At 63.9% G+C, this 13384-nt stretch carries 16 protein-coding genes; 10 read left to right on the top strand and 6 right to left on the bottom strand.

All coding sequences use genetic code 11. From position 1 onward, the window contains the following. Positions 1 to 155: 155 nt before the first annotated feature. Together IEW22_RS12910 and IEW22_RS12905 are read right to left on the bottom strand one after the other, a co-directional pair. On the bottom strand, positions 156 to 551 hold the full coding sequence (locus tag IEW22_RS12910) for a hypothetical protein (RefSeq protein ID WP_188587024.1): 396 nt from the start codon (positions 549 to 551) through the stop codon (positions 156 to 158). 335 nt (positions 552 to 886) lie between these two features. Then, entirely contained in the window at positions 887 to 1222 is a 336-nt protein-coding gene (locus tag IEW22_RS12905) for a WXG100 family type VII secretion target (protein WP_188587023.1), read from the bottom strand. Between IEW22_RS12905 and IEW22_RS12900 the strand changes: the two genes are divergently transcribed. The 4 genes from IEW22_RS12900 (at position 1209) to IEW22_RS12885 (ending at position 4136) form a co-directional block, all read left to right on the top strand. Further along, positions 1209 to 2477, top strand: a complete 1269-nt coding sequence (locus IEW22_RS12900; RefSeq protein ID WP_229742603.1) for a hypothetical protein — start codon at positions 1209 to 1211, stop codon at positions 2475 to 2477. The two genes, IEW22_RS12905 and IEW22_RS12900, sit on opposite strands and share 14 nt — an antisense overlap. Then, positions 2477 to 3259, top strand: a complete 783-nt coding sequence (locus IEW22_RS12895; RefSeq protein ID WP_188587022.1) for a hypothetical protein — start codon at positions 2477 to 2479, stop codon at positions 3257 to 3259. Before IEW22_RS12900 ends, IEW22_RS12895 begins: the two co-directional genes overlap by 1 nt. A gap of 96 nt (positions 3260 to 3355) precedes the next feature. Next, positions 3356 to 3604: a hypothetical protein gene (locus tag IEW22_RS12890; protein WP_188587021.1), complete on the top strand. Its 249-nt coding sequence runs from the start codon at positions 3356 to 3358 to the stop codon at positions 3602 to 3604. Between the two features lie 31 nt (positions 3605 to 3635). Then, on the top strand, positions 3636 to 4136 hold the full coding sequence (locus tag IEW22_RS12885) for a hypothetical protein (protein ID WP_188587020.1): 501 nt from the start codon (positions 3636 to 3638) through the stop codon (positions 4134 to 4136). Positions 4137 to 4311: 175 nt separating this feature from the next. Here IEW22_RS12885 and IEW22_RS12880 read toward each other — a convergent pair whose 3' ends face one another. After that, on the bottom strand, positions 4312 to 5544 hold the full coding sequence (locus IEW22_RS12880) for an MFS transporter (RefSeq protein WP_373284184.1): 1233 nt from the start codon (positions 5542 to 5544) through the stop codon (positions 4312 to 4314). 94 nt (positions 5545 to 5638) lie between these two features. Here IEW22_RS12880 and IEW22_RS12875 point away from each other — a divergent pair, with 94 nt between their 5' ends. From IEW22_RS12875 to IEW22_RS12850, 6 genes are all read left to right on the top strand, one after another. Continuing rightward, positions 5639 to 6544, top strand: a complete 906-nt coding sequence (locus IEW22_RS12875) for a LysR family transcriptional regulator (protein WP_188587019.1) — start codon at positions 5639 to 5641, stop codon at positions 6542 to 6544. Positions 6545 to 6633: 89 nt separating this feature from the next. Then, entirely contained in the window at positions 6634 to 7602 is a 969-nt protein-coding gene (locus IEW22_RS12870; protein WP_188587018.1) for an ABC transporter ATP-binding protein, read from the top strand. A gap of 4 nt (positions 7603 to 7606) precedes the next feature. Next, positions 7607 to 8419, top strand: coding sequence for an ABC transporter permease (locus tag IEW22_RS12865; protein ID WP_188587017.1), 813 nt, complete (start codon positions 7607 to 7609; stop codon positions 8417 to 8419). 13 nt (positions 8420 to 8432) lie between these two features. After that, positions 8433 to 9575: a sensor histidine kinase gene (locus IEW22_RS12860; RefSeq protein ID WP_229742602.1), complete on the top strand. Its 1143-nt coding sequence runs from the start codon at positions 8433 to 8435 to the stop codon at positions 9573 to 9575. Continuing rightward, positions 9568 to 10179 (top strand): response regulator transcription factor, encoded by a 612-nt coding sequence (locus tag IEW22_RS12855; protein ID WP_229742601.1) that lies wholly within the window; start codon positions 9568 to 9570, stop codon positions 10177 to 10179. Before IEW22_RS12860 ends, IEW22_RS12855 begins: the two co-directional genes overlap by 8 nt. 44 nt (positions 10180 to 10223) lie before the next feature. Continuing rightward, a complete protein-coding gene (locus tag IEW22_RS12850; RefSeq protein WP_188587014.1) occupies positions 10224 to 10514 on the top strand; it encodes a DUF2510 domain-containing protein in 291 nt (96 codons plus the stop codon). A 39-nt stretch (positions 10515 to 10553) separates the two neighbouring features. Here IEW22_RS12850 and IEW22_RS12845 read toward each other — a convergent pair whose 3' ends face one another. From IEW22_RS12845 to IEW22_RS12835, 3 genes are all read right to left on the bottom strand, one after another. Further along, positions 10554 to 11540, bottom strand: coding sequence for an ABC transporter substrate-binding protein (locus tag IEW22_RS12845; protein ID WP_188587013.1), 987 nt, complete (start codon positions 11538 to 11540; stop codon positions 10554 to 10556). Beyond that, positions 11540 to 12031 (bottom strand): hypothetical protein, encoded by a 492-nt coding sequence (locus tag IEW22_RS12840; RefSeq protein WP_188587012.1) that lies wholly within the window; start codon positions 12029 to 12031, stop codon positions 11540 to 11542. Before IEW22_RS12840 ends, IEW22_RS12845 begins: the two co-directional genes overlap by 1 nt. A gap of 460 nt (positions 12032 to 12491) precedes the next feature. After that, positions 12492 to 13172 (bottom strand): DUF3558 family protein, encoded by a 681-nt coding sequence (locus IEW22_RS12835; protein WP_188587011.1) that lies wholly within the window; start codon positions 13170 to 13172, stop codon positions 12492 to 12494. Positions 13173 to 13384 lie beyond the last annotated feature (212 nt).

The raw sequence follows: 13384 nt of genomic DNA, 5'->3' as shown, positions 1-13384 counted from the left end.
CGTATGGGGAAAGACGCTCGAAGCGACGAAAGTCGGTGTTGTTCAAGGAAACAACACTTCCGGGAGACCGGGGAATCGAGAACCGCCGCCATGACCGCCAACACGCCCCTCCGCAACTCTTCCGACCAGACTGCCGGTGTCTCCGGCGCGGCCGCTCACATCCAGGACGTCAGCAAGCCCAGGCGTAACCGTGACTTGGTCATCGGCGTGATCGCGGGCATGGTGTTGGTCGTCGCAGCGGGCGTCGCCATGATGCTCCTCGGTAACAGCGGGACGAGCCATGCGGCCACCACCCCCTCCACCAGCACATCGTCGTCGACGAGTGGCGGCGGATCGTCACAGCCGTCGTCGGCAGGCGATGTGTCCCCCGCGAATCCCTCGACACCCGGTGGATCGGTGTCTCCGGCGCATCCTTCCACGCCGACCGCTGGGAACATCTCGCCCGCACAACCGTCCACACCTGCGGGAACGGTCTCCCCGGCCAACCCGGCCATCCCGACCGGCGGCACGGTTTCCCCGGCGACGCCGTCGACACCCTCGGGCGAGAACATCTCGCCGGCTCAGCCCTCCACGCCGAGCGGAACAGTGTCACCTGCCGGCTCGTCGACCTCCACGGGCACTGCTTCGTCGTCCACAAGCTCAGCGACGCCGTCCACAAGCGCAGCCGCCTGATCCGTCCTGCGCCAACCGGTGCGATGAGTGGCATGACCGACCGAGGTCATGCCACTCATCGCTGTGGTGCTGTGCGAGCGCACTTGCGGCGATTGACCCGACTCTGAGAAATACCGGGTAAGTCTTTACTTCTGTTCGATCGGCAATTTAATGGGCATCCACCGCAATTGGGGCGAGCAATCGCAGTTGCGGTCAGATTTCAGGTCGAATTGGCCTAGTCCAGATTCAACGGCCCAGGATCAGTAAAGGATTTGCCGGAATTTGTTATGGAGTTCGCCGCCGCCTGATCATGTTGCTGGTAGGCAGTCGCCGATTCGATGAACTTGCGTGAGTGATCGTCGAGACGCTCGATGATCTCCGCGCCAGATGCCCGCATGACCTCGAGCGCCGCCTGCATTGCCTGCGCAGATGATCCGATCCACCCCGATGCCACGGCGTCGTCGATTCGCGCGTGCCCCTGCGTGAACACCTCGTGGCTCTCAGTGCGCAGCGTTGCGCACTGGTGACCGGAGATGTGCAGATCCTGTGGATCTACGGTGAAATCCGACATCACTGTCTCCCGATCGCAATTCTGTCCTCTGTGGTCTCTGTCCATAATGTGGCATAAAGTCTCGATTGCGCGCGGTGATGTCGTCTGCGCGAATGTGGTCGTGAGGAGTGGGTCTGCGGTGGGAATCTCGATGGCTGAGGTCCAGAAATGGAATCCCGACGATATCGCCGCAGTGTTCGGGATCTCGTCGAACATCGCCGACCATGCGTCTGTGACCGCGCTGAGGGTGTCGAACTTGCCGGCCTTCGAGTCCTGGACCGGCGACGCCGCCAAGGATGCGACAGAAGCCACCGAGAAGACCAAGAAAGCCCTCGAACTGCACGGAAAGAAGGCTCAGGACGTCGCTGATGCGGCGCGGGCGGCCGAGATCGAAGTGGTGCGGGTCAAGGCCAGCCTCAAGAACTTCATCGAATCGTGCGATTCCCAGGGATTCACCTTCGACCCGGTCACCGACACGATCACGCCCATCAGGACCTACGTCGGCCCGCTGACGCCTGACGAGGCAGTGGCCGCGCAACGCCAGGCGCAGGCACTCACGACGTTGGAGAAGAGCCTGCTGGCCTTGGAAGATCAAGCCGACTGCGCAGACAAGGCGCTGGCCGAAGCGATAGCCAAGGCGGCCGGACTCGACGACGTGAAGTTGATGCCGTCGGAGACCGACGTCGTCCTCGGGTCGGCGGCAGCCCTGACCGCCGCCAAAACCGACATCATCGCCGACATCTGGCGCGCCGAGATGGGGGAGGCCCCGACCGGTCTGGAGGCCAAGGTATTGCCGTGGCTCGAGGAGATCTCTGATCTCGGGACGAGCAAGATCGGTGTCGGGATGGGTGCGGTGATGGCCGTGCCCATGGTGTTCGCCGACATGCACGAACACGAGTCGTTCGCTGAAGCCGCGACGAGGGAGGCGACCGGAGTTCGGGCGGGATTCGCTGCGTCGAAGCCTGCAGCAGCCGAAGTGGAGAAGCTCTGGCCGAAGGCCGTCCAGGTGTTCAAAGCGGGGACTGGCGTCGAAGACGCCGCAGAAGCCGGCGAGAGTGCAGCATCTGCTGCAAGCGACGCCGCACTTGGGGAAGCGGCGACGGATGTCGGGACCGGTGCCGCGGCACTGGCTGAGGCCGGTGAAGGTGCGGCTGATGGGGCCGCCTTAGGATCCGTCATCCCAGGAGCGGGTACTGCTCTGGGCGCAGTCGTCGGCGCGGCCGTCGGTGGCATTGCCGCGTACGCAGGCTCGAAATTGATCCAGGAGCTGTGGTGATGGGCAGCGAAGTGCGTGTGACCACGTTCGCTTGGCAACGCTACGCAGCGGATCCGCCGGTCGATACTGGGCCGCGCATTTCCTGGAGTGTGGTTGGTGTGGGCCTGCTTCTCATCGCGGTGTTCGTCTATTTGAAGTTGTACTGGTTGAGCGTTGTTGGCGTTGTACTGCCGTTGCTCGGTGTGCCGCTCGTTGCGCGCAATCGGACGAAGGTGACGGTGGTCGGTGACGAGGTGGTCCTTCACCCGCAGCACATCTACGCGAACGTTTACCCCTGGCTCACTTGTTGTTTCGGATTGTTCTTCATGGGAACCGCTGTCCAGATGTCGATCAGCGGGGTGCTCGATATTCGAATTCTGTTCGCCTCGGTCTTATCCGGTGGGCTGGCCGTGTTCTTCGGACTGTGCAGCTTCATGACGCGTGGTCCGGTCCGCATCTCGGCGTCGCAGGTTCGTCTGCCTGGGCGTAAACCCATGAAATGGGAAGACAGTTTCATCGGCTACGATCCGCCCGGTAGGTCTGCCGGAGCGATAGCCGTTCACCTCAAAAACAATCCGAAACCGCACCGTCTCAGGATGTTCGACTATCTGCGATTCGGAACGAGTGCCTACAACCTGGACTTCAACACCGTCGTCTCGACCTTGGCTCAATTGCGGACGTGGCAGCGCGAGGGCATCACGCCGTCTCCCGACCAGATTCGCGCGATGCTCTTGACCCCTGCACCCGATCCACTGCCGGCGGTCGGCAAGAGCGTCGAGGTCCCGATCGACGTCCGTCGATGACGGCGTTCAACGACGCGACCCTAGCGGTACTGCGGAGTCCGATTGGCACACACCGCATCTCCATCGAATCATGAGTTTCCCACAGAAAGTAGATCGATGACATTCGTCTGGACACGCTTCGCCGGAGACAATCCGAACGAGAAGAACCTCGCCGGCAAGGGTGTCTTCCTTGTGGTCGCTGGACTGATCGCGTCGGTGCTTTTCGCTGCCTTCGGGCTGTATTTGCTGATTCCTGCAGGCATCGCACTGATCTTCGTGGGCGGGGCAGTCCTTGTGCCCAGCCGCGCGCGGATCTGGTGCGACGGTGACTGGGTCAAGATGCGTCCACAACCCCTGTACGCGTGATCCGCATTCATGCCAGTCAGGGAGTTACCCGATGAATCTGATCGACCATCTCGCCGGTACACCCACCGCCAGCTGGAGAGTGCTCGACAATCCACTCGCGTATGGCTTCACAGTCACTGGTATCCCCCGCGAGTGGCGGCAGACCGTGATGGCCTCGGTGACGGGAAATCCCGGCCCGGCGTGGGTGGATGTCGACACCGTGAGAACCTCTGAGGCACGCGGTGACGCCACGTCCGAGGTTCCTCCGTTCGCCTCCCACGCGACGCTGATCGGCTGGGAACTCGCCGACGCAAGGCTGATTTCCGTCGAGTTGGTGGGGATGGCCGCCGAGATGACCGAGGCGACGCCAGGCTGGAGCCGGCGCGCGAGTGAGCTGAAACATTATGATCACCAAGCTGTTTCGCTCCCACTCGGTGGTGAACTGGCGTCGCCGTACGGCACACTCACGTCCAACGTCGACAGCGTCGTGATCCCGCAGACCGGTGACACACTGCTACTGCTCCAGTTGGCCGTCACCACCACGGACCGGTAGGCATTCGAGGCAGCCCGGATCCGGTTGGTCCCGCTGCGCTGAGTGACAGCCGAGGCTGGGGTGCATGGCAAAAATCATCCCCGACAGCGGCGCAGAGGGAACATTGCCCTCGGCGCGGCTCAGGGGGACGATTTTTGCCACGCACCTGACTTGCCACCACCTGACCCGCCGGAAGTCACTTCTGAACGGCTGCGCCCCGCGACCGGAACGACAGTCCCAGCCCGATCAGCACCAACACCCCGACATACACCGCCACGCCCGACCAGCCGAAGGCGGTGAAGGGCAGACCACCTAGTGCGCCGACCACCGAGCTGCCCAGGTAGTAGTTGAACAGGTAGAGCGACGACGCCTCGGCGCGATGATCGCTGGCGCGCGCCGAGACCCAGCCGCTGGCAACCGAATGCGCGGCGAAGAAGCCCGCGGTGAACAGCAGCATCCCGACCAGCAGCGTGGGCAGGTAGTCCGGCACGGTCAACGCGAGGCCGCCCAGCATGAGCACCACTGCGACGGTGAGCACCTGCTGCCGGCCGATCCGGTCGGCGAGCCGACCAGCGTAGGTGGAGGAGAACGTGCCGGCGAGGTACATGAAGAACACTGTCGCGACCGCGGCCTCGCTGAGATTGAACGGGCTGCGCAGCAAGCGATATCCGAGGTAGTTGTACACGGTCACGAACCCGCCCATGAGCACGAATGCCAGCACGAACAGTGGTCGCAGCCCAGGGTTACGCAGGTGAGTCAGCAGGTTGTGCAGCGTGATGCGCGGCGAAACCTGTTGCGGGAAGAAGAATCGCGACGCGGGAACGAACTTCCAGAACAGCAGCGCGAAGCCGAGCGACACCAGGCACGCGATCTCCAGCGCCCACTGCCACGACACCGCGTCTGCGGCGAAGCCGGGCACCAGACGTCCGGTGAGACCGCCGATCGTGGTGCCGGCCACGTACCGGCCCATCGCCGTTCCCAGCGACGCACCGTCGATCTCCTCGGCGAGGTAGGCCATCGCCACCGCCGGGACGCCGGCGCAGAGCACACCCTGCAGCGCGCGGCCGGCGAGCAACACCTCGAAAGACGGCGACCACGGAAGGAAGACGCCGATCCGCGACGCCGCGAGCGCGGAGATGACCATCACCCGCACACGGCCGTAACGTTCGGACAGCACACTCGCGGGGATGATCGCCACCGCGAGGAAACCGGTGGTCAGCGACACCGCCAAGGCCGAGTTCGCCGGCGACACCCCGAAGTGGTCGGACAGCTGCGGCAGCAGCGCCTGCACGTAGTACAGCGCCATGAACGTCGTCATGCCGGCCGCGAACAGCGCCACCGTCGCCCGCCGGTACCCGGGTGAGCCGAGAGGGTGGCGTTCGTAGGCGGCCAACTGGCCCTGAGCTGAGGTGTCTTGAGTCGCTGTCACTCCATCTACGTTCCCACCAGATACTTCGCATGTGAAATGAAGTATCTTGGGTTGAGCGATTCATATATGAATAACAGCAGGTAGTGTGGTCTGCATGCTCGACGAACTCCGCTGGTTCATCGCCGTCGCCGACCAGGGAAACCTCACCGCGGCGGCCGACGAGGTCCACGTCTCGCAGCCGACGCTGTCCCGGATGGTTGCGCGACTCGAACGTGAACTGGGCGTCGCGCTGTTCGAGCGCACCGGCCGCGGGCTCGAACTCACCCGCTACGGTCAGGTCTATCTCGACCGTGCGCGGCGTGCGAATGCCGAACTCGACGCGGCCAAACGCGAGATCGACGAGTTGCGCGAACCGGCGCGCGGCGGTCTGCGCCTGGCCTTCCTGCATTCCTTCGGCGTCGAACTCGTCCCCGAACTCATCCGCCGGTTCCGCGCGGAGAACCCCGGCGTGCGCTTCACGCTCTTTCAGGACGCGGCCGAGACCGTGGTCGATCACGTCGACGCCGGCGATGCCGACCTCGCCATCGTCGCGCCCCGACCGATGCGCACGGACATGGCGTGGCGACCGATCATCGACCAGCGTCTGGCGCTGGCAGTTCCAGCCGATCACCGCTTCGCCGAACGTCCCCAGATCGGTATCGCCGAGGCAGCCGACGAGCCGTTCGTGGTGATGCGCAAGGGTTTCGGTATGCGCAGGATCCTCGACGAGCTGTGCGCGCAGGCCGGCTTCGAACCCAACATCACCTTCGAGTCGACCGAATTGGCAACGGTTGCAGGGCTGATCGGTGCCGGACTCGGCGTCGGGATCCTTCCCATCGAGGACTCTCCGCGCCAACCGAACCTCGTGATGGTCCCTCTCGTCGGCCCCACCCGTGAGGTCGGGTTGGTGTGGCAGACCACACGCCCGCTGCCCAGTGTCGCCAAGCAGTTCGTCGACTTCGTGCTCAACCGCCACACCGCAGACGCCGCCACCCCATTCACAGATGCCCCGGCCGACTGAGCGACCACCGCGATCCATGACATCTGTCATGGGCGATACATGACATTTCCCCTCAGCAGACGCCCATACCAGGCGTGAGAGTTGTTGTCATGAACACCACCGCGATCAGGGCAACGGGGTTGTCCAAAGAGTTCAAGGGGCAGCACGGCAGCACCGTCCGCGCCGTCGACGGGATCGACCTGTCCATCGATGCCGGCGAAGTGGTTGCGTTCCTCGGACCCAACGGCGCTGGCAAGACCACCACCATCGACATGATCCTGGGGCTGAGCGAGCCGACCAGCGGATCCGTCGAGGTCTTCGGCCGACCAGCGACCGAAACGGCATCGACCGGGCGGGTTGCCGCGGTCACCCAGACCGGCGGACTCCTCGCCGACTACACCGTGGAGGAGATGGTCCGCGTGGTCGCCTCGATCTTCGCTTCCGGCGCACCCGATCGCGAGATACCCGACGTCGCCGACGCGATGGCGCGGGCCAACATCACCGGGATCGCCGACCGCAAGGTCTCCAAATGCTCCGGCGGCGAACAGCAACGGCTCAAGTTCGCCCTCGCGCTGCTGCCCGACCCGGATCTGATCGTCCTCGACGAGCCGACCGCCGGGATGGACGTCGAATCGCGTCGCGCGTTTTGGGCTGCGATGCGCGCCGACGCCGGACAGGGCCGCACGGTCCTCTTCGCGACGCACTACCTCGAGGAAGCCGACGACTTCGCCGACCGCATCGTCATGATCGCTCACGGCAAGGTCGTCGCCGACGGTTCAGCGGATTCCATCCGGGCCCAGGCGTCGGGTCGCACCGTCTCGGCGATCATCGACGACGCCGACCTCGACACCGTGCGTGTCGCGGTGCCCACGCTCACCGACATCACCCGCCGGGGTGGGCGCGCGTATCTGACCTGCGCAGATTCGGATGCGCTGGCTCGCTATCTGCTGGCCAACACCGGTGCCCGGGATCTCGAGATCACCGCGCACAACCTCGAGGACGCCTTCGTCGCCCTCACCTCCGACGCGTCGGACCCCTCCGACTCGGCCGAGCCCTTCGAAGCTTTCGAGAGGAACTGAGACCATGGTCGCCATCCCCACCACCACACAATCGCGTCGCGGCCTGTTCGCCAGGGGCCCGTTGCGCGGATTCTCGCCCACCTATGTGGCCACCGACATCCGCCGGGTGACCCGCAATCGACGCGCGATGATCTTCAGCGTCGCGCTGCCGACCCTGATGTACATCATTTTCGGGTCCACACAGGGTTATTCGAAGGACATGATCGGGCACGCGAACGTGGCCGCTTACGTGATGGTCCACATGGCTGTCTACGGCGCGATCATCGTCACCACCACCAATGCCGCTGCGGTCGCTTTGGAACAACAGGCCGGGTGGACCCGGACCCTGCGGCTCACACCGCTCTCCCCGCTGGGTTACATCACTACCAAAGCCGCTGTGGCACTGGCGGTTGCAGTGCTGCCGCTGCTCCTGCTGTCCGTGGTGGGGGTGGCCACCGGCGCCAAGGCCCCGGTGGGGATCTGGATCGGTTCGGTGGTGCTCGGTTGGCTGGGATCGGCGGTCTTCGCCGCATTCGGGTTGGCGCTCGGGTCGGCGTTTCGGTCGGAGGCGGCGATGCAGGCCGCCGGCGGCATCCTGACGCTGTTGGCGTTCGCGGGCAACGTGTTCGTGCCGCTGACCGGGGCGATGTTCACCTTCTCCCAGTTCACCCCGATGTACGGCGTGAACGCAGTGGCCACCTATCCGCTCACCAACGGCTGGTCGTCGCAGCATGAATACGCACCGCTGTGGGTCGGGCTGCTCAACATGGTGGTGTGGGCGATCATCTTCAGCGTCGCGGCCGCGTATTTCTACCGTCGAAGCACCGACCGGCAGTGAGAGAATCACAAGCGTGAGCGAGGACGTCCACACCCGACCGCACGGCTGGAAGGCCTGGCGCGACACACGCTGGGCCTTCGCGGCCGTGTGGTTGTTCTTTCTGGCTTATCCGCTCGTCGCCATCCCCCAGTCGCACCATTCGCTCGGCACCAAGATCTACGGCATCGCGCTGGTGGTGCTGTTCGCGGCCGCCTACGTGGTGTCGTCGGTGTATGTGCTGACGCCGATCATGGGGGGCCGGATCGCGTGCGGCCCGGTGTGGCTGACCCTGACGGTGTTCGCGATCATCGCGCTGGCATCGATACCGGTACTGGGGTCGGAGTTCTTCGTCTTCGCGCCCTATGTTTGCGCGATCGCGGTATTCACCCTGCCGCTGGCCGCCGGTGTGGCGATCGTCTTCCTCCTGCTCCTGGGCATGGTGGTGATTCCCGAATGGGTTCCAGGCTGGTCGGTGGACACCGGTTTGCTCATCGCGGTCGCCATCACGGGGTTGACGCTGCTCATGGTGAAGGTCACACAGGTTCGCGAGATCGCCAGGGAGAAGGCGCAAGTACAACAGCGGGAACTGAAGTCGCAGCTGGCCGTCGCGGCCGAGCGAGAGCGGGTGGCCCGCGACGTCCACGACATCCTGGGTCATTCGCTCACGGTGCTGACCCTGAAATCCGAACTCGCCGCGCGGCTGGTCGATCGGGACCCCGAGCGGGCCAAAGCCGAGATGACCGAGATCAACGACATCTCCCGGCGTGCCCTGGCCGAAGTGCGCGCCACCGTGGGCAATCTGCGCTCACCCGATCTGCGCACCGAGCTAGCCTCGGCGCGAACCGCGTTGCGCGCGGCCGATATCGACGCAGAGTTGCCCGATCCCGACAGTGCTCGCGACAGTGATCCGACGTTGGCGTGGGTGCTGCGTGAAGCCGTGACCAACGTGGTGCGCCACAGCGACGCCACACGGTGTCGAGTCGAGATCGAGGAGGGTTCGTTGTCGGTGAGCGACAACGGGAAAGGGATCAACGGATCGGTGTTCGGCAACGGTCTCAGCGGGCTGGCCGCGCGGGTCGCCGATGCCGGTGGTGTGCTCGACGTGGCTGAACCAGAAGACGGCGGAACGCGGGTCACAGTCCGGATGAGCGATGCGAAGGGTGTTGCGGGTGAGTGAGATCCGATTGCTGCTCGCCGACGATCAGGCTCTGGTGCGCGGTGCGCTGGCCGCGCTGCTCGAGCTCGAACCCGACATCGTCGTGGTGAGTCAGGTGGGCCGTGGCGACGAGGTGGTCGACGCGGCGCGGGAGAGTCGCGCCGACGTATGTCTGCTCGACATCGAGATGCCCGGCATGACCGGGATCGAGGCGGCCGCCGAGCTGCGCCGCGACGTACCCGGCGCACGATCACTGATCGTCACCACATTCGGTCGGCCTGGCTATCTGCGTCGGGCGGTCGACGCCGGCGCGTCGGGATTCGTGGTGAAGGACACCCCGGCTTCCCAGCTCGCCGACGCCGTCCGGCGGGTGCATGCCGGTCTGCGCGTGATCGATCCGACGTTGGCGACCGAAAGCCTCACCGCCGGTGACAGTCCGCTCACCGAGCGGGAGACCGATGTGCTTCGCGCGGCGCTCGACGGTGCGACGGTCGCCGCGATTGCCCGTGAGGTACACCTATCGCCGGGGACCGTGCGCAATTACCTGTCGTCGGCGATGGGGAAGACCGGTACCGACACGCGGGCGCAGGCTGCACAGGTCGCACGCGAGCGTGGGTGGTTGTGAGGGGGCTGTGTGCGCGTGATACCCGGTGATGGAAAGCTGGTCCGGTGAGCGCGCCGGGATGGTATCCAGATCCGTATTCGTCGAGTGGTGGTCAGCGCTGGTGGGACGGCCGGCAGTGGACCCAAGCTGTCAACGTGCCGGGCGGTGCCGGAGGTCCGCAGCAGCCGCGCCGAGGACGGCTGACGCGTGCACAGAAAATCCTGCTGGCGGTCTTCGTTGTCATCGCGGTGGCAGTCGTGGCGTGGATCGTCTGGTGGAACGTCACCGATCACGACGACGGGTACACCGGTAGCAGCTACCACCACACTCATATTCGTCACCACCATCACTGGTAGCCGACTGGGCATCCACAACTGGCGCGGGCGGTTGTTCGATCACTTCACCTGCGTGCCCGGTGCCGTGTGGCGCAGTGCGGGATCGATGAGTTTGACGATGTAGGGGATGGACAGGGGCGTGGGAAGGTTGATCCCGGTGATGTCGGCAACGGTGAGCCGCGCGACCGCGTGGTGGCGGACGGACGGAAGAGTTGAGTATCCCGGTAGCCGTTCGAACTGTGTTGCCAGATCAGGTGTTTCGAATGCGATCACCAGCAGGTCGGAGTCGAGGTAGGGCACGTTCTCGGTGCTGATCGGGAAACGCGGCTGCCCTTGGCTTTTGGCCACGTTGAGCAGTGTCGGTGAGAGTGCGGGCCCGAAGGAACTCATCAACTGTGCGGCGCCGTCGGCGGGATCGGCCATCACCTGGATCTGGTCGGCGGAGTACATGTAGGCCAGTGCGTATGTGGAGTGACGCAGCGCTGGATTCTGTGATGCTTCCTCTGCCACAGTGGCGTTGACGTCGCGGATCACCTCGGATGCCTTGTGCTGTCTGTTGAGTACGGTGCCCAGTGCTGCGACCATCTTGTCCCACGGATCCACCTGCGCGCCCGTGACGGTGGTGACTGTCGGAGCGAGCGCGTTGAGCTTGTCGAGGATGTCGGGTCGGGCACCGAATCCGGTGGCGAGAATGAGATCTGGTCGCGCGGCCGCCACTTGGGAGACGATGTCACCGGCCGGATCAATGCGGGTGACACCCGCCAATCGCTGCCCTGACCAGGGCGATTCGCGCCCGGAGGCCATTCTGACGTTGTCGATGTAGGCAACCGGGGTGACGCCCAGCGACAGCGACACGTCTGCCCACTGGCTACCCAGCGCGACAATGCGTTTGGGTGTGTCGGAGATGTGGATTGTCTTGCCACCAAGGGAAATTGCGCGTGTTGCGGCGGCGGTGTGGCCGTCGGGACTGGAGCATCCGACGACCACACCGAGTATCGCGACAAGCAGAATGGTGAATGCCGACCGCTTGTGCGAGATGCGCAGCATCAGGCCGGGCACTTCTGTCCGAGGTAGTAGGCACCGACATTGCAGACGGTGGAGTTGGAGATCCGCCACTTGCCGTTGACGTAGATCCAGCTCGCAGCGTGTACCTGATCTGGGTAGCCGGGCAGCGACGTGACGAGGTTAGCGGTTGCCGTGTTGCCGGACACCCGCACGGGGCCTGTCACGCGGAACGACCAGCCCGCCTTGGCGTGCCAGTAGCTGTAAGTGCCTGCCGCGGTCTTCGCCAGTGGCGCAAGGGAATACCCGCCCTGAAGCTCAGCAGCCCGCTGGGCGTCGCTGCTGCGTGGGTTGAGCACGGTTCCCAGACTGTTGTTGAGTTGGGTCGCCGTTGGAGCGGGTGCCGCGGCGGCAATAGCGTCGTCGGCGATAGCTCCGGCAGTGAGGGTCACGACTAGCCCGACCAGTCCGGCGGCGAGTGCGAGAATGAACTTCTGGGCGGATCGAAGTGTCCGCCCCGATGCGAATGTTGTCACGCGACAACATCAGCACAGGCAAGCCTTACCTATCCAGCAAAGTGGCGGGCATCTCCGGCCGAGAAGTACTGTGCCGTGGGGCACGTGTGGGGCTGATGTGTGGCGGGGTCGTGAGCTGATGTCGGCGTTCAGCGGTCATGGAGATTCGGATGGCAGTCGTCCCATTGTTCCGCCATTACTGAGAATGTTGTCATTACCTGAGCAGTTCAGGATAGTGCAGAAATCACCGAAGCTCAAATCGGGCTCGGTAGAGTATCCTTTGCGTTTGACATTGTCGAGGTTGATGGAGTTGTTGCCTTCAGCCTCCTGAGTGGCTTTTCCAGCTGCGCGCACGGCATCTCTGATCTTTGTTGCATTTCACTGATACCTCTGAAAGTGTGGTTGAATCCGACGTCATACACAAAGACCAATCACTAGTGCTGCGGTGTCGGTAAGAAAGTTACTTCATCCCCACTTTGGCTCACGAGTGTGCCATTTCCGAGGGGCGGGTTGGAATATAGGGATAAAGCGCGCGAGCGACCTTCGTTACCTCGTCGCATGGTTGCGACGTGCTCGGACGCTTCTGTGCGGCACCGAACAGGGCAGTCCCGAAAAATGTCCCGTAGGCGAGATGGCACTCAAGTTGCCCCTGCGCCGGGCTTGTGTACGTATATCCCTGGTGAGGGCCGATTGGGATGTTCTTTTGAACCACGTGGATAATCCCTTGATTCAGGAGGTCATTGATATTTGTCACCGCTATTCCAGCGCCTCCAGTCAGAATGAGGTCGCCATTGTCCGGGTCTGCGGCATTGAATGAACACGATTGCACGATGCTCGACGCCTCCTTGTACTGGAGAGGTTGCCGACCGAGATTGACATCGAAACCAGCGGCCGCTACCGCACTATCCGGGATCCGCTTGCACATATCGGGCAGCGAGTGGAAGTACGGCGACAACGCGCCGTCGACCGTCGCCGTCACTGTCGACATGTCCTTTGTCGACGTCGTGTTCAGCGGGTCGTCCTCGGACAGAGACTTCGACGCGGTGCCCGAGGTGCCGTCGGCCGACCCGGTGCCGCCAGAGCTGGAAGAACATCCTCCCACCAGCAACGCGACAGCGAGTACCACACCAGTAACTGACGTCCACGACTTTGCCCCCACCACGGTCCAACACCCTACATAGCGTCGACTGGCCAAACCTCGGTCGCTCCCAGCGGGATATGACGACGTGACATGGGTTCCCGCAGCCGTTTCGAGAAGCCGTCGGCCAATCTAGTGTCTCGTTTCGTTAATACGTTTTGGGTTGAGCTTTCTTCAGGATTTCGTCTGCGGTTTTTGTCCATACGAAGGGGTGTTTGCGGTCGTTCCAGCCGTTG

The sequence above is a fragment of the Gordonia jinhuaensis genome (genome assembly GCF_014639795.1).
Classification (GTDB): Bacteria; Actinomycetota; Actinomycetes; order Mycobacteriales; family Mycobacteriaceae; genus Gordonia_B; species Gordonia_B jinhuaensis.
The sequence above is the reverse complement of the archived record's forward strand: the minus strand, read 5'-3'. Positions and strand labels throughout refer to the sequence as shown.